The sequence below is a fragment of the Shewanella sp. ECSMB14101 genome, from assembly GCF_000773485.1.
Classification (GTDB): Bacteria; Pseudomonadota; Gammaproteobacteria; order Enterobacterales; family Shewanellaceae; genus Shewanella; species Shewanella marisflavi.
This window is the reverse complement of sequence record NZ_JSFF01000019.1, coordinates 17,230-36,218: the sequence shown is the minus strand read 5'-3', so window position 1 is coordinate 36,218 and position 18,989 is coordinate 17,230. Positions and strand designations below refer to the sequence as shown.

20 protein-coding genes are annotated in these 18,989 nt (G+C 49.6%); 14 read left to right on the top strand and 6 right to left on the bottom strand.

Annotated elements, in window-relative coordinates:
• The first annotated feature begins 10 nt into the window (after positions 1 to 10).
• The gene (locus tag NY07_RS14100) at positions 11 to 1,498 is read left to right on the top strand and encodes an MATE family efflux transporter (RefSeq protein ID WP_033540010.1); all 1,488 of its coding nucleotides are present in this window, start codon (positions 11 to 13) and stop codon (positions 1,496 to 1,498) included.
• Here NY07_RS14100 and NY07_RS14095 read toward each other — a convergent pair.
• Positions 1,495 to 1,719, bottom strand: a complete 225-nt coding sequence (locus NY07_RS14095) for a DUF2986 domain-containing protein (RefSeq protein ID WP_033540009.1) — start codon at positions 1,717 to 1,719, stop codon at positions 1,495 to 1,497. The two genes, NY07_RS14100 and NY07_RS14095, sit on opposite strands and share 4 nt — an antisense overlap.
• 124 nt (positions 1,720 to 1,843) lie before the next feature.
• On the opposite strand from NY07_RS14095, the gene yqfB reads away from it, so the two are divergent.
• From yqfB to NY07_RS14080, 3 genes are all read left to right on the top strand, one after another.
• Entirely contained in the window at positions 1,844 to 2,182 is a 339-nt protein-coding gene (gene yqfB, locus NY07_RS14090; protein ID WP_033540008.1) for a N(4)-acetylcytidine aminohydrolase, read from the top strand.
• 62 nt (positions 2,183 to 2,244) lie between these two features.
• On the top strand, positions 2,245 to 3,375 hold the full coding sequence (locus NY07_RS14085) for a hypothetical protein (RefSeq protein ID WP_033540007.1): 1,131 nt from the start codon (positions 2,245 to 2,247) through the stop codon (positions 3,373 to 3,375).
• A gap of 30 nt (positions 3,376 to 3,405) precedes the next feature.
• Positions 3,406 to 4,056, top strand: coding sequence for an esterase/lipase family protein (locus NY07_RS14080; protein ID WP_033540006.1), 651 nt, complete (start codon positions 3,406 to 3,408; stop codon positions 4,054 to 4,056).
• Positions 4,057 to 4,067: 11 nt separating this feature from the next.
• On the opposite strand, the gene NY07_RS14075 is transcribed toward NY07_RS14080, so the two are convergent.
• Positions 4,068 to 4,511 (bottom strand): hypothetical protein, encoded by a 444-nt coding sequence (locus tag NY07_RS14075; protein WP_033540005.1) that lies wholly within the window; start codon positions 4,509 to 4,511, stop codon positions 4,068 to 4,070.
• Positions 4,512 to 4,757: 246 nt separating this feature from the next.
• On the opposite strand from NY07_RS14075, the gene NY07_RS14070 reads away from it, so the two are divergent.
• From NY07_RS14070 to NY07_RS14055, 4 genes are read left to right on the top strand one after another with little or no spacing between them, the layout of a single operon-like run.
• Positions 4,758 to 5,492, top strand: a complete 735-nt coding sequence (locus NY07_RS14070) for a DUF1538 domain-containing protein (protein ID WP_033540004.1) — start codon at positions 4,758 to 4,760, stop codon at positions 5,490 to 5,492.
• On the top strand, positions 5,492 to 6,280 hold the full coding sequence (locus NY07_RS14065) for a DUF1538 domain-containing protein (RefSeq protein ID WP_181404188.1): 789 nt from the start codon (positions 5,492 to 5,494) through the stop codon (positions 6,278 to 6,280). Before NY07_RS14070 ends, NY07_RS14065 begins: the two co-directional genes overlap by 1 nt.
• Positions 6,270 to 6,620: a P-II family nitrogen regulator gene (locus tag NY07_RS14060; RefSeq protein ID WP_033540002.1), complete on the top strand. Its 351-nt coding sequence runs from the start codon at positions 6,270 to 6,272 to the stop codon at positions 6,618 to 6,620. Before NY07_RS14065 ends, NY07_RS14060 begins: the two co-directional genes overlap by 11 nt.
• Positions 6,617 to 7,021, top strand: coding sequence for a CBS domain-containing protein (locus tag NY07_RS14055; RefSeq protein ID WP_033540001.1), 405 nt, complete (start codon positions 6,617 to 6,619; stop codon positions 7,019 to 7,021). The genes NY07_RS14060 and NY07_RS14055 overlap by 4 nt, the downstream gene beginning before the upstream one ends.
• A 48-nt stretch (positions 7,022 to 7,069) precedes the next feature.
• Here NY07_RS14055 and NY07_RS14050 read toward each other — a convergent pair whose 3' ends face one another.
• A complete protein-coding gene (locus NY07_RS14050; protein ID WP_033540000.1) occupies positions 7,070 to 7,426 on the bottom strand; it encodes a glutathione S-transferase N-terminal domain-containing protein in 357 nt (118 codons plus the stop codon).
• Positions 7,427 to 7,606: 180 nt separating this feature from the next.
• On the bottom strand, positions 7,607 to 10,696 hold the full coding sequence (locus tag NY07_RS14045; protein ID WP_033539999.1) for a DUF748 domain-containing protein: 3,090 nt from the start codon (positions 10,694 to 10,696) through the stop codon (positions 7,607 to 7,609).
• A 171-nt stretch (positions 10,697 to 10,867) separates the two neighbouring features.
• Between NY07_RS14045 and NY07_RS14040 the strand changes: the two genes are divergently transcribed.
• The 6 genes from NY07_RS14040 to NY07_RS14015 all read left to right on the top strand — a co-directional run bounded on the left by NY07_RS14040 (position 10,868) and on the right by NY07_RS14015 (position 14,918).
• The gene (locus tag NY07_RS14040) at positions 10,868 to 11,860 is read left to right on the top strand and encodes a 2Fe-2S iron-sulfur cluster-binding protein (protein ID WP_033539998.1); all 993 of its coding nucleotides are present in this window, start codon (positions 10,868 to 10,870) and stop codon (positions 11,858 to 11,860) included.
• 136 nt (positions 11,861 to 11,996) lie between these two features.
• Positions 11,997 to 12,422, top strand: a complete 426-nt coding sequence (locus NY07_RS14035; RefSeq protein ID WP_033539997.1) for a GNAT family N-acetyltransferase — start codon at positions 11,997 to 11,999, stop codon at positions 12,420 to 12,422.
• A gap of 79 nt (positions 12,423 to 12,501) precedes the next feature.
• Complete coding sequence (locus NY07_RS14030; protein ID WP_033539996.1) at positions 12,502 to 13,206, top strand: hypothetical protein; 705 nt, start codon at positions 12,502 to 12,504, stop codon at positions 13,204 to 13,206.
• A gap of 169 nt (positions 13,207 to 13,375) precedes the next feature.
• Positions 13,376 to 13,726 carry a VOC family protein gene (locus NY07_RS14025; protein WP_033539995.1) on the top strand — a complete coding sequence of 117 codons (351 nt, stop codon included), beginning with the start codon at positions 13,376 to 13,378 and terminating at the stop codon, positions 13,724 to 13,726.
• 2 nt (positions 13,727 to 13,728) lie between these two features.
• Positions 13,729 to 14,076 carry a 5-carboxymethyl-2-hydroxymuconate Delta-isomerase gene (locus NY07_RS14020; protein ID WP_033539994.1) on the top strand — a complete coding sequence of 116 codons (348 nt, stop codon included), beginning with the start codon at positions 13,729 to 13,731 and terminating at the stop codon, positions 14,074 to 14,076.
• A gap of 65 nt (positions 14,077 to 14,141) precedes the next feature.
• A complete protein-coding gene (locus NY07_RS14015) occupies positions 14,142 to 14,918 on the top strand; it encodes a substrate-binding periplasmic protein (RefSeq protein WP_033539993.1) in 777 nt (258 codons plus the stop codon).
• A gap of 37 nt (positions 14,919 to 14,955) precedes the next feature.
• Here the strand turns inward: NY07_RS14015 and asnB are convergent, their stop codons facing one another.
• A complete protein-coding gene (gene asnB, locus NY07_RS14010) occupies positions 14,956 to 16,614 on the bottom strand; it encodes an asparagine synthase B (protein WP_033539992.1) in 1,659 nt (552 codons plus the stop codon).
• 340 nt (positions 16,615 to 16,954) lie between these two features.
• Positions 16,955 to 18,616, bottom strand: coding sequence for a M28 family metallopeptidase (locus NY07_RS14005; RefSeq protein WP_033539991.1), 1,662 nt, complete (start codon positions 18,614 to 18,616; stop codon positions 16,955 to 16,957).
• Positions 18,617 to 18,989: the final 373 nt, after the last annotated feature.

Sequence of the window (18,989 nt, the reverse complement as noted above, 5' to 3'; positions counted from 1 at the left end):
CAATAGAATTATGACCACTGCAAAGTTTGTGCAGGGCTCAATTATGCGCCACATCTGGGTAATGAGTTCTACCGCCGCCATAGGGGTCTCGGCGCTGTTTGTCGTCGATCTTATCGACATCTTTTTCCTCAGTATGTTGGGGGAGCAGGAGTTGGCTGCTGCGGTGGGCTATGCGGGCACTATTTCCTTTTTTACCACTTCTATCGGTATCGGCTTAGCTATCGCACTTGGCGCCTTGGTGTCACGAGCTGTGGGGGCAAAAGAGTTTGAACTGGCTAAACGGTTATTGCTCAATAGCGCCGTTGTAACCGTGTTGGTGGCGACTTTGGTGTCCCTGGTGGTGACTTGGTATATTCCTGAGCTGCTTACCTTAGTAGGAGCCAGTGGTCGTACTGCCGAATTGGCGGCGAGCTATCTCTATATCTTAGTGCCTTCCATGCCCATTATCTGTTTGGCTATGGCTCTGGGCGCTGCGCTGCGCGCGGTTGGCGATGCCAAACTGTCTATGCTGTCGACGCTGGCCGGTGGTGGCGTAAACTTGCTATTCGATCCCATCTTTATTTTTTTATTGGCCATGGGCATTGAGGGCGCGGCGCTGGCTTCTGTGCTCGCGCGCCTTACCGTGCTTGTGGTTGCCGCTCGCGGTGTAGTGGTGAAACATAAGCTGTTTGGCCGCTTCGATCTAACCGCTTTCAAGCAGGATATTAAGCCTATCTTTGCCATTGCGGGCCCTGCCATGATGACTAATATTGCGACCCCGATAGGTAATGCTGTGGTGACCCGGGCCATTGCCGATTTTGGTGATAGCTATGTGGCGGCTTGGGCTGTAATTGGCAGGTTGACGCCGGTGGCCTTTGGCATGATCTTCGCGCTGAGTGGCGCCATCGGCCCCATCGTTGGGCAGAATTTTGGTGCGCAGGAGTATGCTAGGGTACGACAGAGTCTGACCAAGGCGCTGCAATTTTGCGCCATCTACGTGGTTTCGGTCTCGCTGTTGTTGCTTCTGCTGCAGGAGCAGATAGTGACCCTGTTTGCCATGCAGGGGGAGAGCGCCGAGTTGATCCGCTTCTTCTGCCGTTATATTGCCGTGTTTTTTGTGTTTTCAGGGGCATTATTCGTGGCCAATGCCTCGTTTAATAACTTGGGCAAAGCTAAATATTCGACCCTGTTTAACGTGGGTAAGGCGACGCTGGGGACCATACCTTTCGTCTATTATGGCGGCCAGCTTGGGGGCGTCGAAGGGGTGTTGATAGGTCAGGTGCTCGGAGCGATCCTCTTTGGGGTCCTGGGGGTATGGACTGCCTATCGTCTGGTGGATAAGGTGCAAAATGGCGCCGTGCAAGAAAGTGCTAACGATGATCTGAATGAGGAACTGAGCCCGAGTAGCCCAAACCCTCTCTCTTCATCCTGCGCCCAGATGGCGCAGATCAGTGAAGAGCAAGATTGTGAAGCGAGTAACAAAGTGACCGAGTTAGTGGTCGGTCAGGAGCGAGATTAAGCCTCTGAGTTATCACTTTCTTGAGTCGGAGCCTCTTGCTCCTCGCTCTTGGCTTTTTCAGCAGCGTTTGCTTTAGCGGCCATTTCAGCTTGCTCTTGAGCCAGCATCTTGGCGCGATCGCCTTTAGAGATATATTTCTTCACTGTCGGCGGCGTATGTTTGTTGTGACGGGCTTTGGCTCTTTTTGCCGTCTTTTTAAGCATCTTTTGTTTCTTGTTCATACTTCCACCAGGGTCTTTGATTCAGATAAAATAAGGGTTTAAACCCAGATAGCTTAAACCGGGGGCGGATTTTAACCTAATCTGTGCCAAGCGGCTATAGGCAAAGATAGCAGATAGAGGAAATATGGCTTCATTAAGCTGTGATGGCAAGATCACCTTCTTTGAGCGTTTCGAGGCAGATATTTTAAGTGGTGCTAAAACTATCACCCTTAGGGATGAGAGCGAGTCTCATTTTTCCCAATGGCAGGTGTTGTCAGTGTCGACCTTTGAAACCGGGAGACACTTTTGCGACATTCAAGTGCAGCGGGTCGAAAAGCTCGCCTTTGATGCATTAAACTCGCGGCACGCCGAGCAGAAAAATATGACGCTGGAGCAGTTAAAGGCGGTGATCACTGAGATATATGGCGAGATTCAGACACTGTACCTGATTGAATTTCAGTTGATGAATTCTCAGCAAGCTTAGTATTGCGAGTGGTACATTAACCAGCTTCAATGATTGGCGTTGAAGACGAATGGATGCGAAAAATGACTAGATATTTAACAGCTTGCTGTACGGCTCTATTTTTATTTTTGTCAGCAAATGGTTTGGCAGAAGAGTCCCTTGAGCAAATTAATCGCGATATTAATTATCTGAGAGAAAATGTCATTCAGGTGTTTGATTATAGCGGTCAGGATATTCAAACTGCCGAACAGGTGATATCGCAACTGAGTCAAGTGCTACAGACCAATGAGTGGAATATAGAGGATCAGGTACTGTTAAGAAGAGTCAGGGGCTTGAGTCTGAAGAACATTAACATGTACAGGTTAAACTCTGGCCAAAGAGTCGATTATGTTCAGTCTGAGATGGCCTTAGAAGATATCGAGTTTGTTAGTCAACAGACTGGCTCTGATCACATACTCTACGCCGGTGGTCATGTGGCAATGCATCTGCTTAATTATCCCGTTAAAGCCTATGATTTATGGCAAAGGTGTGCCGAAAGTGGCCATGCTGGTTGCATGAATATCATGGCAACCCACAGGTTTACAGGAGAAAACGGCTTACCCGTTGATGTCAGTCAAACGGTGAAGTGGCATCAAAAAGTCTATCAAACTGGGATAGACTTTATTTGCGCTGGTGTGTATTCAGCAATCAATCTAGGTGAGTTGGCTTTCCTTTTTGACGATATCGATACGGGGGCTGATTGGCAGCAATGGCGTGAAAGAAGAGAATCGTTACTCGAAGAGGTCATTAAGCGGTCCGGTGATGAGTACCTTTGTCCTATGGGGGCTTCTTATTTTAGAGACTTTGTGTTCCAGTCCATTGAGAGCGAGCCTGATTGGGACATGCTTGATTTAGCGATGAGGCATTTGCCTGAAGCCAGTGAAAAAGAAACACTGGAAATCATCAAGCAGAATATGAATTTATCCAATGCTATTGAGCATTTGGCCTTAATTAGCAATCCCATAGAGCAGTGTTCATTGACCTTGAGTTTACTTTTGTATACCCAGCACAACGGATTGGAGTCGGCTAGCCAAGCCTTACAAAATCACATGACAACACTAAGCACGGATGATTGCCCTTGGGAATTTGCTTTGTTACAACGCATTCAGAATCGTGGTCGTTGGCAAAGTGTTGGCAGGCAAAGGCTGAACTCGTCTGAGTCGACGATGGACTAAGTTGATTAAGCGTAAGTGGCAGATAATACGATGACAAGCAACTCTGAATCAGTGGTCTTATTGCATGGTTTAGCCCGCACGCGAGGCTCGATGGAGAAGATGGCGGCCGCCTTGTCGGTTCTTGGTTATCACTGCGTGAACCTTAGCTATCCTTCAACACGTTTCGATATTCAGACGCTTGCGGCCGAGCACATAGACAAGGCGTTGAAAGCGTGCCGTGGCGATAAGATCCATTTCGTGACCCATTCAATGGGGGGGATCTTGGTGCGTCAGTACCTAAGTCTCAACCCTCTGCCTGCCCTTGGCCGCGTGGTGATGTTAGGCCCGCCCAATCAGGGGAGCGAGGTTGTGGATAGCCTAAAGCATTTTCCGGGATTTAAGTGGATCAACGGCCCGGCCGGAATGCAGCTTGGCACAGAAAGAGATAGTGTGCCCAACAGTTTAGGCCCGGCAAATTTTGAACTTGGGGTGATTGCCGGAACCCGCAGCATCAATCTATTACTGTCGACGCTATTGCCAGCTCCCAATGATGGTAAGGTCTCGGTGGCTAACACTAAGCTTGATGGCATGCGGGATCATATCATTCTGCCCGTGACTCACCCCTTTATGATGAATAGCGGGGCTGTGATTGCTCAGACAGTCCATTTTTTAGCCCACGGCCGTTTTAGTCACGAGGCCTAAGATAAGCTGGCTTAATGGTTGTCGGCAAACTTGCTGATGTCGGCATCGGTCGCGCCGTCGTTGCATTCACCACGGATCTCGCCGCGTCCTTCTTCTATGATGCGGCTCAGTTCCAGATAACCTTCACGGCAGTATCCTGTCATGGCGATGGTCTTCTCCAGGCCTAGTTCTATCTGCTCTGTCCAGCGACTTAAATCAGGCTGATAGATAGAGCGTTTGTTACTGCCCGAACGTTTCATTCTTTCAATCTGCCTGACGCGCTGCATATGGGGCTGTTCTAGAGTCGGCAGTTCGGCGTATTTGACTCTATAGGTGAATAGCTTAATACCATTGCCCTTGATGGCGGTTTGAAAGGTATCTTCGACTCGGATATTGAAATCGTCCACATCGCGTTTGCTGGCGCAGCCACTCAGGCTGATAAGCAGGATGAAACAGAGTAATGAGCGTATTGGCATTTGATTGTTATCTTTATTTCGCTGGTTATTAGTCTTAGCTATGCGTTACTCGAGGAGCATACCCCAATTGTCAGGGGATAGCACCCCAAGTTAACAGACTTACTTTGGCTGACTTTCTCTGCTTAACTTGATGTCGCTCACGTAAATGTGGGGTTTTGTGAAAAAAATGTTGTTATTTGTTAGCGTGTTGGCACACTCAAGGTAAGGGGAAATGTGTTAGGAGTTCCTCAATGCTAAGGAGTCTGCATGTCGGCCTTGATCAGCCTGTTTCGCTCATTACTCGGTAGTTTTCGAGATCTAGTGCCTATCATCTGTGTCGTGGCATTCTTTGAGATATTTGTGCTGCAACAGGCTCCGGCAAACCTGGCCGAGATCCTACTTGGCTTAGTGTTTATCGTTTTTGGCCTGACTTTCTTCGTATTCGGTCTCGAGATGGGGCTATTTCCTATTGGTGAGTCATTGGCTCAGGCGCTGGCGCGTAAAGGCAGTGTCTTCTGGTTAGTCGTCTTCTCCTTCTCCCTCGGCTTTGGTACTACGCTTGCAGAGCCGGCTTTAACCGCCGTGGCTAACGAAGCCGCCGAGGTGGCGGCTAACTCAGGTGCTATCGGTGCGAGTGTTGAGGCGATGGATCGTTATGCCATGGGACTCAGGCTCACTGTGGCCATCTCTGTGGGGCTGGCTATTCTGCTCGGGGTGGTTCGTATCCTCAAAGGCTGGCCAATTCATTATCTGATCATCGGCGGTTACCTGTGTGTCATGGTGCTGACGGCGTTTGCCCCGGAAAATATTATCGGTATCGCCTATGACTCTGGTGGTGTTACCACCTCCACCATTACCGTGCCCTTGGTGACCGCCTTGGGCGTCGGGTTGGCCAGTGTGATTAAGGGGCGAAACCCTATGCTAGATGGCTTTGGCCTGATCGCCTTTGCCAGTCTGACACCTATGATTTTCGTCTTACTCTATGGCATGTGGGTGTTGTGATGAACTATCTCAGTACTATGCTCGACACACTGTTATTGACCGCCCGTGATGTGGTGCCGATAGCGGTTATTTTGTTTGGTTTTCAGCTTGGCGTGCTCAAGCGTGCCATCGCCAATTGGCGCCGGGTGTTGTTGGGTTTTGTTTATGTGATCATTGGGCTCAGCCTGTTCCTGGTGGGGCTGGAACTGGCGCTGTTTCCTATCGGGCAGAGTATGGCCAGTCAATTAACCTCGCCGGACTTCCTTCACCCCGAGGGTGGGGATGCGCCCTTTATTTGGCAAGACTACCTTTGGGTCTATCTGTTTGCCGCCGCCATAGGGTTTAGCACCACAATTGCCGAACCCTCATTGATCGCCGTGGCAATCAAGGCCAACGAAGTATCGGGCGGCGCCATCGGCATTCAGGGACTTAGGATCTCAGTTGCCATAGGTGTCGCCATGGGGATATCACTGGGCTGTTTTCGTATCGTAGTGGGCGATCCTATTCATTACTACATCATGGCTGGCTATGTGCTGGTGGTGATCCAGACCTATTATGCCCCTAAGATGATAGTGCCGCTGGCCTATGATTCGGGCGGGGTCACTACTTCGACCGTGACGGTTCCCTTGGTGGCGGCGCTTGGCCTGGGCCTAGCAACCAATGTAGCAGGGCGTGACCCACTTATCGATGGCTTTGGCTTGATTGCCTTTGCTAGCCTGTTTCCTATGATCACTGTGATGGGTTATGCCCAGCTAGTGGAATTCTTAAGTCAGCGAAAATCCGCTAAGGAGCGAGACCATGCGCTTTAAACTTATCGTCGCCTTTGTCGATGACACCTGTACCGATACCGTGCTCGATGCGGCGCGAGAGGCGGGCGCCACGGGGGCTACAGTGATTAACCATGCCCGCGGTGAAGGACTGGAAAAGAAAAAGACCTTCATGGGGTTGGGGCTGGATATTCAGCGTGATGTGATCCTCTGGTTGGTAGAGGAGCATATGAGTCGCAGCATTTTGGAAACCATTTGTCGGGTAGGGGAGTTCGACACTAACCCAGGGCAGGGGATTGCTATACAGATAGATGTGGAGGACGCGGTGGGTGTCGCCCATCAAGTCGAAAAACTCAGCAAAGAGATTGAGGATCAACTATGAAACCAAGCAGGCTAATTAAGAACAGTGACGTCATGAAAGACAGTTATGTGATGGTCGATGGTCTGCATACCGTAGCAGAGGCGATCAAGTTAGCGGTGGGCAATGATGTCAGTATGCTTTTGGTCAATAAACGCCACGAGCATGACGAATACGGCATGGTATTGATGAGCGATATCGCGCGAAAGGTGCTGGCCAAAGACAAATCGCCAGAGCGGGTTAATGTCTATGAGATCATGATAAAACCTGTGCTATCTGTGCACGCCGACATGGACATTCGCTATACCGCCAGGTTATTCGAACGCTTTGGCATCAACAAGGCGCCTGTGATTGAGGCTGGTAAGATCCTTGGTGTCGTAACCTACGATGATATCGTCCTTAAAGGGATGATGCCTCATCTTTAAGCTTAGGTTTGGTCAATAAAAAGGGCACCTTTTGGTGCCCTTAATCGCTTAAGCGAAACGTTTATTGAGATAATCTATGATATCTGAAGATTCATACATCCATTTAGTTTCACCAGCTTCTTCGATGCGTAGACAAGGTACCTTAGCTAGGCCACCTTGTTCTACCAGTGTCTGCTGATGATCTGTCTGCTTGGCATCTATGGTCGCGATATTTAATCCCTGACGACGAATGGCTCGGCGTACCTTGACGCAGAAGGGGCAGGCGGCGTACTGATACAGTTGCAGGCTTTGGGTCTGCTCATCGACTTTGGCTTGCTCGGCCAGCGGACGTTGGCGCTTCTTAGGGGTAAAGACAAAATTCAGAAACAGGATAATTCGACCTAAAACCCAACGAACAATAAACATTAACGACTCCTCTACGTTTTTGATGGAGCGGATTCTATCGCAAGCGTGATTGAGATCAAAGCCCTGAGCTTAAATGTGAACTCATAAGGAAAAAAGGAGCGGGTTTTATTGGCTAGGGGGATGAAAGGGTATTAAAAAGCGGCCAAGAGTGTACCTTGGCCGCTGGTGACAATTGCTTATTTACTGGGCGCTGAGGGTGAGCAGTGCCTGAGGTGCGCTGGTATCGAGCGCCGCCTGACTGTCGAGAACAAAGACTCGTCCAGCATCAACCTTAGCGTCTTCAATCAGATATTGTTTGACCGCCAATGCGCGCTGCTGGGCTAGCTGGCCAAGGGCATCGTCAGCGAGTTGCTGCGCAGATATCAGATAGTTGTATAGGGCGATATGCCAACGGGTTTGTAGTTCCTCTTGGCTTACCTCCTGCTCTGTGTTTCGCTGCTTTATCTCTTTGAGTATTTCATCGGGATCCCGTAGTAATGTTTTCTCATAGAGAGACTTAAGCGCATCCGATAGCACGCCCTTGGTGGGGAAGGTGCTGGCGGTGAGATCTGCTGGCAGAGCCGTTGCTTCAATCTTAGCCTGGGTGATGAGCGCTTGATGCAGCTGAGCTGTCATCAGGGCCTGGCTGTCACGGGTAAGATCTACTGCTCCCTTGGCGCTGACGGTCAGCTTAGGTCTGTCTGCCAAGCCCTTAGACAGCTTGGTTAGTAGAGACTGGCTCTCTTCAGGGAGCTGTGCTTGACCAGGCTCAAAGGCCACTTTGTCGAGCTCATCGTCCGAGCCCAGTAGTCCAGCCAGCAGACTAAAGGGGGCCGTCACGGCTTTGGTTATCACATTGGTAATGGCGGTGGCGATGATGCTGCCGAAGCTAAAGTCCGGTTCGTTGAGATCGCCAGAGACCTGCAGTCCAAGATCTATGACCCCATGTCTGTCCTGCAGCAAAGCGATGGCTAGGGTGACCGGGAGTGAGGTAGCCAGACTCGAGTCGCTCTTCTTGCCTAATTGGAGCTGGTCGACCACCAAGTGGTTGTCTCCTACCAGTTGATTGTTTTCTAGCTGATACTTTAAATCCAGTGACATCAGACCTTTATCGATATAGTAGCCTGCATAAGTCCCGGAATAGGGGTTCACCGAGGTGAGCTCAACATGTTTAAAGCTAAGATCCAGGTCCAGATAGGGCAGCTCCAAAAGCGGATTGATCTCACCTTTTAAGGTGACTGGAGCGTATCTGTCTATCTTACCTTTGATATCGACACCTGCCGCCTTGTCACTGCCTGACGAGAGATTGGCGATATTGCCTTCGAGCTGCTCTATGCTGGCGGCGAAGTTGGGCGTTAAGGAGTTGTCGGCAAAGAAGGTTGAGCCATCTTTAAAGAGGACCTTATTGACGCTCAGTGCCATAGGTTTGGCCGCCTGTGCTGTGTCATCCGCTGGTGTGTCTTTCACACTCTCTTGGTCTGGCTCGTTGCTGGCGACCAGAAGATCTTGAAAGTTTGTGGTGCGATCTTCGTTAATGACAATTCGGCCGTAGGGTTTACTCAAGGTCACTTGATCTATGGCCAGGCTATTTTCCTGCATATCGAAGATCAGTTGATTCACATCCAGTTGCTGCCACTTGACCAGCGTCTTGTTGGCCATAGTATCTTTGACCTGGAGTTCGTCCACCTGCAGCGCACCCTGATAGTTCATTTGCCCACTGGCGTCGGCAGTCAGCGTTCCTTGGCTGCTCAAGCGACCGCCATCCACCTTGATATTGACGTAAGGTGCAAGATAGGACTGGAACCAGTTAAGACCTAGGTCAGAAAGGGCCACCTGGGTGCTGACCGTTTTAGCGAGCGCGTTGACCTGCCCCTGACTCTCTAGCTTGGCTTGTTGATTAATCACCAACGCTAGTTGGTAATCGATAGGCTGGCTCAGGCTGTCGTCTACAGGCCCTGTGGTCAGCTCGAACTGCTCAATTTGCCAGTGGTTCTCATCTTTAAACAGCTGCTCGGTAAGATTAAGTTGATAGTTACTGAGGGCGATTTGGCTTAGCTTTGCATGCCAGCTTGGCGCACCGGCTTCAGCCTCCGCCAGTGAGGTCTCTGTATCTGACTTGTCGGCGCTTGCTTGCTCGTCGCCGCTCTTAGGCGCAGAGGCTGGCGATGGTGAATCCCCGCTGAATTTAGGGGCGAGCAACATGGCTAAGTCTATCCCTTTATCGTCGAGGCGGGCATTGACTGTTAGGTCTTCAGATTGCAAGGCGTCAACTTCAAGGCTCTGGCTAGCCAGATCGGCGTTGATGTTAACCAGAGCCAAACGGCCAAGGGTGATCAGCGGCTGTTGCTCATGAGCGAGCCGCAGGGCGTTAAAGCTGAGCTCTCCTTGGGTTGCGCTGGCTTCTAGTTTGTCATCGACCAGAGAGACACGGTAATGAGTGGTGAAGTCCACATAGCCTTGGTCGAGAGACACATCAAAGTATTCATCAACAAAGGGCCAAAGCTGCGGTAGGTCGATATGGGTCAGACTGATTTCACCAATCAGATCGAAAGGTGTCAATTGAACCTGACCTGTGAGGGCTATTTTGCCACCATGAGCACTGTGGAATTCCATATGATAGCGGTTGACCTTATCGCCGTTCTGGCTATCAAGCTGGGTTTTGGCTATGGGGTTGTGTGAGTCGAAACTGGCGACCTTGAGGTTAACCTTGGGGTAGCTTACTTCGCCTTGGGTTATCTCGTCGATGAGCTGCAGGTTAGCATCGACAATTGCGAGGTTATGCAAGATAAAATGGGGGATCGCTTCGCTGGTCTCAGGTTCTGGCGCTGGGTCGGCTTTCCCGTTTTGGGCTAACGTTTCCAGGATATCGGAGAAATTAAACCGCAGCGGTTGCTCACTTTGGACGCGTTTAACCTTGACATGGGGGCGATCTAAAGTGATATCGGTTAGGCTCAGGCCTTGCTGAAACAGAGAATCCCAAAACTGGATGTTCAGGTTGAGGGCGTTAAAGCCGACAAAGGCTTGGTCATCTTTTTCATTGATGGCAAATCCCTTGAGCCCGACTTCTAAGGTAAAGGGATTAATCTTCACCTCTGCTAGCGCCACGGGTCTTTGCAACTGCTTGGATAGCTGTTTTGGGACTTGTTGGGTCAAAACATAAGGAAGCAGTAGACCCAATAATAGGGTCCATGTTAAATACAGGGTAAGACTGATACCAATATATCGTTGATATTTAGGTAACTGCTTATATTTTTGTCCTAATTGAGTAAAAAAAGATGGGACGGAAGACATAATGACCTTAATGATGTTGTAGACGAACTGATAAAGATTCAGGGAAGGGCGCGGTGAAAATTACTGTCCGCACGTTTGTGAATCAGTCGCTATAATTTTAGTCGTATTATTAACGATAATGAACGACCAAACATTAAATAATTTACATTTTTACGAGATAAATCGATAGTTATGACAACATTTTACCTCGACGGTCAGGCATTTGAGGCACAAGCGGGAGAGTCCGTGTTAGACACCCTTATCCGTCATGGCCAGAGAGTAAACTACTCCTGCAAGAAGGGGGTGTGTAAAACGTGTCTGTTGCAACATGTCGATGGCGAAATGGCGATAGGTGCCCAGCGTGGACTGACCTTGGGTCTAAAGCAGCGACATTACCTCTGCTCCTGTCAATGTAAGCCGACCCCCTCTTTGCGGCTGAAATCTATTTTGCCTCAGGATCTCTTCATCGGTGCCAAGATTCAGCAAAAGCAATTTATCAATGAGGCCGTGGTGCGTATCTGTCTCTCCCTCGATGAGCCGCTGCTTCACCATCCTGGTCAATATATTAATGTCAGACGTTTCGATGGTCTCACCCGAAGTTATTCGCCGGTGAATCAGCCGGGGGATTCGTTGATCGAGCTGCATGTCAGACGCAAGTATAATGGTCAGTTTAGTGACTGGCTCTACCATCATGCAGGGATTGGCGAGTCACTCTTGGTTCAGGGCCCATTGGGTAGTCGCTACTATCGCAACGCCTATCGGGACACTAAGTTGATTATTGTTGCCTTTGGCAGTGGCTTAGGGGTGGCTTATGGCATCCTGAATCAGGCCTTGGCCCAGGGACATCAAGGGGAGATTTTTCTTTATGTCGGCGCGCGGGATGATAACGACCTTTATCTCCATCATAAGTTGTTAAAGATGATGCTGGAACATCGCCAGTTTCAGTACCAGGCGTGCATCACGGGACAGAGTGAGAGCAAGGGCCGTCGAGTGATCCATGCCAACCCCTTTACAGAGGCACTAAAGAGTCATCAATTTGATCGTCAACAACAGCTGTTTTTGTGTGGTGAGCCTGGTTTAGTCAATGAGAGTCGAGAAGTAGCCTTCTTAAATGGCTTTCCCATCGAGCGGATCCATACCCTCTCTTTCGAATATAAAGATCTGCGCACCCGTCCGCGAGGCTAGTCTGAGAGGTCCGACGATTTCATTCAGGTTTGCACTGTTTTTTCGGTCTTTTTATGATAACATCAAATAAATCATGAGGATGTAACTGTATTTGTCACCTATCATCCTGGGTCAATACAGGTTTCAAGGACGGAATATGCTGATTAGAATTGCAATTGAAGATGACTTGACTGCGTTAACCTCCCTATTTGATTGTTATCGTCAAAGTCTGGGGCAGGATGCGGCCTTGGTGGAAAGCCGTGAGTTCATTCGTGCTCGTCTGCACGAGAATGATTCGGTTATTTTTATTGCTCAGGTTGAGGATCTGGTCGTTGGTTTTATTCAGTTATACCCCTCTTTCTGCTCTCGCTTACTCAAGCCTGTTTGGTATTTCGATGATCTGTTTGTCGAACAAAGCTTCCGCCATCGCGGTATTGCCAGGCGTTTGGTGAAAAAAGCCAAAGAACTTGCCGATGATACTAACGTGATTGCAGTGCGTCGCGAACACCTAAGCGGCGATGGCTTTATCATGGTCGATGAGAGTGAAATCAATACTTTGTTTGCCGAGTACGCTATTAACTAAAATCGATAGTCTGTCTTCAGGGATTTTGCTTGTGGTAAGATAGCGCGTTTTTTTAGTTTGGATCCTTGGAGATAAATCAGTGAATAAGAGCCTTATCACTAATTTACTGGCCGCCGTGTTGGTGGTCTGCGGCTATTTTCTTGACCTGCCTATCCTGTTTAGCGTCGGTCTGTTTGCTCTGTCTGGCGCCGTGACCAACTGGCTGGCCATTCATATGTTGTTTGAAAAGGTTCCGGGCCTCTATGGTAGCGGCGTGGTACCTGCAAGATTCGAAGAGTTTAAGGCGGGGATCGCCCACTTGATGATGGAGCAGTTTTTTACCAATGAAAACATTGATAAATTTCTGTCTCAGCAAGGAGGGAGCGTTGCCCATATTAATCTTGAACCTGTGATTGAAAAAGTGGACATGACGCCGGCGTTCGATGCCTTGGTGACCACGGTCGAACAATCCTCGTTTGGCGGCATGTTGGCTATGTTTGGTGGCACAGAGGCGATTGCCCCGCTGAAAGAGCCATTTATCAACAAAATGAAAGCCTCTTTGGTAGAGCTTTCTCAGAGTGATGAGTTCTATGAACTGCTCAAAAATGAGATTGAGCAGCCTGATGTGTTGGCGGATCTCAGGGCCAAGGTAAAGAGCATTGTCGATCAACGATTGGCCGAGCTGACCCCGCAGTTGGTGAAAGAGATAGTGCAGCAGATGATCAAACAGCACTTAGGCTGGTTGGTGGTCTGGGGTGGTGTATTTGGTGGCCTGATTGGTTTACTGGCGGCGCTGCTGGGATAATATCGAGTAAATAATGAAGGGAGCCTGGCTCCCTTTTTTTATGCCTGATTGGTGGCTGTTACTAACAAGCCGATAGGACTTAATACTCGCTTTCGCTTAGGATAATGAGTAAATTGAGTGCAGAATAATTGGCTCGTTTGCCTGGGCAGATTCGCAGCAAGGAGATGCAATGAATCAAAATTTAACTATTAATTATATTGAGATCCCTGTTAAGGATATCGCCGCGACTAAGATCTTCTTTTCAAAGGTGTTCAATTGGCAGTTTGAAGACTATGGCCCCGAGTACAGCTGTTTTACCAATGCCGGTATTGCGGGTGGATTTTATCTGTCGGATAAAGGATTTAATATCGCCTCCGGCGCGCCTTTGATCGTCATTTATGCCAAGGCGCTGGAGGTCTGTCTGACCACAGCTGCCGATGCGGGCGCCTTGATCACACAGGAGATCTTCTCTTTTCCCGGTGGTCGTCGTTTTCATTTTAAGGACCCAAACGGTAACGAGTTTGCGGTATGGTCTGAGTAAGTATGCCTCATTGTATCGTGGAATATAGCGCCCCCTTGGCGCAGCAGATAGCGATTTCAGCGCTGGTAAAGGCTGTGCATCAAGGAGCCATAGAGAGCGAACTGTTTGAGCCTGCCGCGATTAAGACTCGTGCCTATGGCGCCGAGTATAGCTGTGTCGGCGAAATCGAAGATGCCAGTTTCATTCATATTACGCTGAAGATTATGCCCGGACGTACAGATGAGCAGAAACAGCTGTTGTTACAGACTATCGATAGGCGCATCGCGCCCCTGTGTAGCCAAGTGTCCAGTATCACCATAGAGGTGTTAGACATAGCGAAAGCGCACTATTTTAAGCGGATAAATGGCTAGCTGAGTGTAATTTATCAGGAGCATCATGGTCTGCGGGTGAGGAAAGCTCGAGGAGTTGTTATTGAATGAAGTTTACTAAGGGCTTGTGGCTAATGGCAGGGCTTGTATCTGCTAGCCTGTTTTCTGCTAGCTTAGTGGCGAAGGAGGAGGGCGCGATACGAGTTTGTGTCGATAATTATCCCCCTTTTCAAATTCTGGTGCCGGGTGAAGCCCCAAAAGGGGAGCACATCGCAGCACTTGAGCTGTTTGCCGCTTTGTTAGAGCGGCGACTCGAGTATATTACCAGTCCCAACTTTGCCCGTTGTCTACACATGCTGGAAAATGGCGGCGTCGATCTACTGGCGGGACTCTACGCCAAGCCAGAGCGCGAAGTCTATAGCGACTTTCTGCCCTATCGCTCCGATGGCCGTTTTGTCTTTATCAGTCAGAAAACTTTGACGCCGGTGACAAGCTATGAGGATCTTACGCCGCTCACCATAGCTATCTCACGTCAGACAGAGTATTTCGAGCGCTTCGATAAGGATGTAAGTCTGCATAAGGTAGAAACTAATGATGTGATTTCGGCGACCAATATGTTGCTTAAGGGACGCTTCGACTTGCTCATCGTCTCCGAGGTGGTCTTGCCTAGCCTAAAAGCGCGTTTCAGCGATTTTGAAAACAAGTTAAAGGTGCACACTTACAGCTATGAAGAGGAGCGTCAGGTCTATTTTGCCGTAAGTAAGCGCCATCAGATCGGCCTGCCGCTGGCTAAGATGCAGGCGCTGAACGGTCAAGCTTATGAAGAGGGGCTGTTTATGCGGGAGGTCGAGCGTTTCGCTGAGCAGCACATCGAATACTATTAAAAAAGAGACCATTTGGTCTCTTTTTTACTGAGTAGATTTAGTAAGCGCTTTCGTGTACCGACTGCACTGCGCGCCCAGAGGGGTCGATGATCCCCTGTAGACTCTCGTCCCATGCCAAAGCCTCTGGTGTCGAGCAGGCGACCGACTTACCACCCGGTACAGTTTCAGCCGCTGACGGTAACGGGAAGTGCTCTTCAAAGAAGCAACGGTAGAAGTAGGCTTCCTTGGTTTCCGGTGTGTTGTAAGGGAACCTGAATTTGGCGTTTGCCAGTTGCAGATCGTCTACCTGCGCCGCAGCATGTTCCTTGAGACCATCGATCCAAGAGTAACCTACGCCATCGCTAAACTGCTCCTTCTGACGCCAAGCCACTTCTTTAGGCAACTTGTGCTCGAAGGCTTCACGCAGAATATGCTTCTCGATGCGGCCACCTTTGGACATCTTGGCCTCAGGGTTAATGCGCATGGCGGTATCGATAAATGCTTTGTCGAGGAAGGGCACGCGAGCCTCTAAGCCCCAGGCCGCCATCGCCTTGTTAGCGCGCAGGCAGTCGAACAGGTGCAGCTTGTCTAACTTACGTACTAGCTCTTCGTGGAAGGCTTGAGCATTTGGCGCCTTGTGAAAATAGAGGTAGCCACCAAACAGTTCATCAGCCCCTTCGCCAGATAAGACCATCTTGATCCCCATCGCCTTGATCTTACGAGCCATCAGGTACATAGGCGTTGCCGCGCGTATGGTGGTGACATCGTAGGTTTCCAGGTGATAGATCACATCTTTTAGTGCGTCCAAGCCTTCCTGGAAGCTGAAGGTGATCTCATGGTGAATGGTGCCAATGGCATCGGCGACCTTTTGCGCCGCTGCGAGATCCGGTGCGCCAGTGAGACCAACGGCAAAAGAGTGCAGTTGTGGCCACCAGGCATCGCTGGCACCGTCATCTTCGATACGGCGTTTAGCGAAAGTTTGGGTGATGGCCGATATGACAGAGGAGTCCAGTCCACCGGACAGGAGCACGCCATAGGGTACATCAGACATCAACTGACGCTTGACGGCGGCTTCCAATGCACCTCGCAGCTCTTCGACGCTGGCTGGGTTGTCTTGTACCGCTTCGAAGGATTTCCAGTCGCGCTGGTAGTAGTGGGTCTCGCCACCCTTTGTCAGGTAATGGCCAGGCTTAAAGGTTTCGACTGTCTTACAGACGGGCATCAGTGCCTTCATCTCTGAGGCCACGTAGAAGTTGCCCTCGGTATCATGACCTGTGTAGAGGGGGATGATACCCATGTGATCCCGGCCAATCAGATAGCTGTCTGTGCGCTTGTCGTAGAGCACGAAGGCGAAGATACCGTTGAGCTTGTCCAAAAATTCGGTGCCGTATTCCTGATACAGGGCGAGGATCACCTCACAATCTGAGTTGGTCTGATAGCTGTACTTGTCACCGAGTTCGGCTTTAAGTTCCTTGTGGTTGTAGATCTCGCCGTTAACGGCAAGGATCAGGCTTTGATCTTCTGACAACAGCGGCTGAGCACCGTGCTCAATATCGACGATGGCCAGACGCTCGTGGGCCAGAATAGCCTTATCGCTAGCATAGATCCCAGACCAGTCAGGGCCGCGATGGCGCAGCAGCTTTGACATCTCTAGCGCAACCTGGCGCAGCGGCGTGGCATCGGTTTGGATGTCGAGAATCGCAAATATTGAACACATAATGAAAGCTCCAAAAAACGGTATAAATCTCAGTTGCCAATCACTTTGACAGCATTTTCTTCATCTGCCAAGGGTTTTGATTGTCAAAACATCATAAAATTGTCGATTTTAAAGATGTTTTCGTCGTTAATTCGGTCTTGTTTTTGAGGATTGTTTTGTAATTTTTATCTTTAATTGTGAAATCACCAATTTTAGTTTGTTATTGTCGGTGAGATTTGTGCATTCTGAATCTCAGTCCTGGTTTTGGTCGAGTTGGCAAAAAGCGACGTGACTGGCGGATAAATAAACAAAAAGGCTTCCAATGGAAGCCTTTTTAATTATGTCGTTGCCAAAAGCGGATTTATTCGGCGGTTGCTGTTGCCGTTGTTTTGGCCGGACGCAGTTGATGGAACTCTGTGCCAGCATAATAGCCTGGCCAGTCGCCGTTGTTGCCTAGGCGCTGGGCAGCCTGATAGTAGACCCCAAGATCTTCTATGGCGCCAGAGAGATCCCAATCGGCGCGATACTCATCGCACACATTGTGGTAACAGCCTTTCATCTGTTCTTTCATCTCCGCCTTGTATTTTGCCGTGGCTTCATCGACAGGGTTATTACCGCCGCCGGCAAACACTGCTGGTACGCCATATTTGGCAAAGCTGAAATGATCTGAGCGGAAGAAGCCGCCTGACTCGGGTCGTGTTTCACTGACCGCGGTGCGTTGTTGGCTGCTGGCCGCATCGACAAGGTAAGTTTCGAGTTGAGACTTACCTTTACCCACTATGGTGAAATCCGATGTACGGCCATAGATATTGGTGCTGTCCAGGTTAAACACTGCAACGGTTTTTTCTAGTGGATAAAGTGGATTAGCTGCGTAGTATCGCGAGCCCAGTAGTCCTTGTTCTTCGCCAGTGGTGGCGATAAAGGTGAGCGAACGCTTGAGTGGCTTACCCTGTTTGGCTTGCGTAGCAAACTGACGAGCGATTTCAAGGATACCAGCTGTGCCCGAGGCATTGTCCAGAGCGCCGTTATAGATCTGATCGCCACTCTTGTTTTGGTCCATTCCGATGTGATCCCAGTGGGCGGTAAAGAGGATCTGTTCATCACTGGCGTCCTGGCCGGGAAGCGTAGCAACCACGTTATAGCTGTTGGCGTATTCGGCCTTATTGCTAAAGGTAATGTTGGCGGTTTTTTCTAATGCGACGTTGACCGGGCTGCTGGCGGCGCGATCCCGTAAAGTGGCTAGGGATAACCCTGCGCTGTTAAACAGTTCGTTGGCTTTTTCCTTAGTGATCCAGCCTTCTACCTGTACACGGCTATCCTGGATCGCTTTATCGAACACCAGATCTTGTTGAGCGCCAGTCCAGCTGTTCTCTACCACAGACCAAGGATAGGAGGCCGGCTTGGTGTCGTGGATGATGATGGCGCCCAGAGCGCCCTGGCGACTGGCTTCTTCAAACTTATAGCTCCATCGGCCGTAGTAGGTCATTGCCTTGCCGTTAAACTTGCCCGACTCGGGCAGGGCAAAGCCTGGGTCGTTGACCAGGATAAGGGCTATTTTGCCCTTCATATCCAGATCTTCATAATCGTTCCAGTCATATTCTGGCGCCGTGATGCCGTAGCCGACAAAGACTAAAGGAGCGTCTTTGATGTCGATGCCTTGGTTATCGTGGCGGCTACCCAGGACGATATCCTGGCGGTATTGCATCGGCAGGTCGCCCAGAGTCACTTGCTGTGACTCGCTGGCGGTGTAACTGACCATAGGAACGGCTTGTAAAAAGCTACCGTCGTTAGCTCCGACTAGCCCGGCGGCGGCAAAGGCCTTACTGAGATAATCTAGAGTGAGGGTTTCGCCTTGGGTGGTTGGGGCACGCCCTTCAAACTTATCTGAAGATAGGGTTTGAATATCCAGTCTGAATCTGGCTTCGTTAAATTCTGGAGTTTTGGCGTCGGCGCTTATGTCTGACGTATGCTGACTGCAGGCACTAAGTAGTACCAGTGCACAGGCAGGTAGGGCAAATCGCATGGGACTTCCTATTGTTATTGTTATCATCGTAGTAAATCGCTGATCATACTAGCTTGTTAAAACACCCGATAACTGCGTTAGCATTTTTGAATGTAGAATAACTACTTATCAAAAAGTTCTGCCTTGTTCTCGAACGTTTTTCTTAGGCTGTTTCTGATCACTGACTTACTGTGATGGGTATTATTAATCGCGCCAACATGATGAACTAAGAAGAGCGTCAATATCAAGGGAGGTGGGGCGATTAAATGTTACGCTTTATGTTTAGCTGAGAGTGAATGAAAGCAGGGCAGTTAGCGATAAATCTTGTTCAGGCTAGGGATAAAAACCACGCGGTCTGGGCCGCGCGATTTAGCTAGTGATTTCTGTGGCCAAT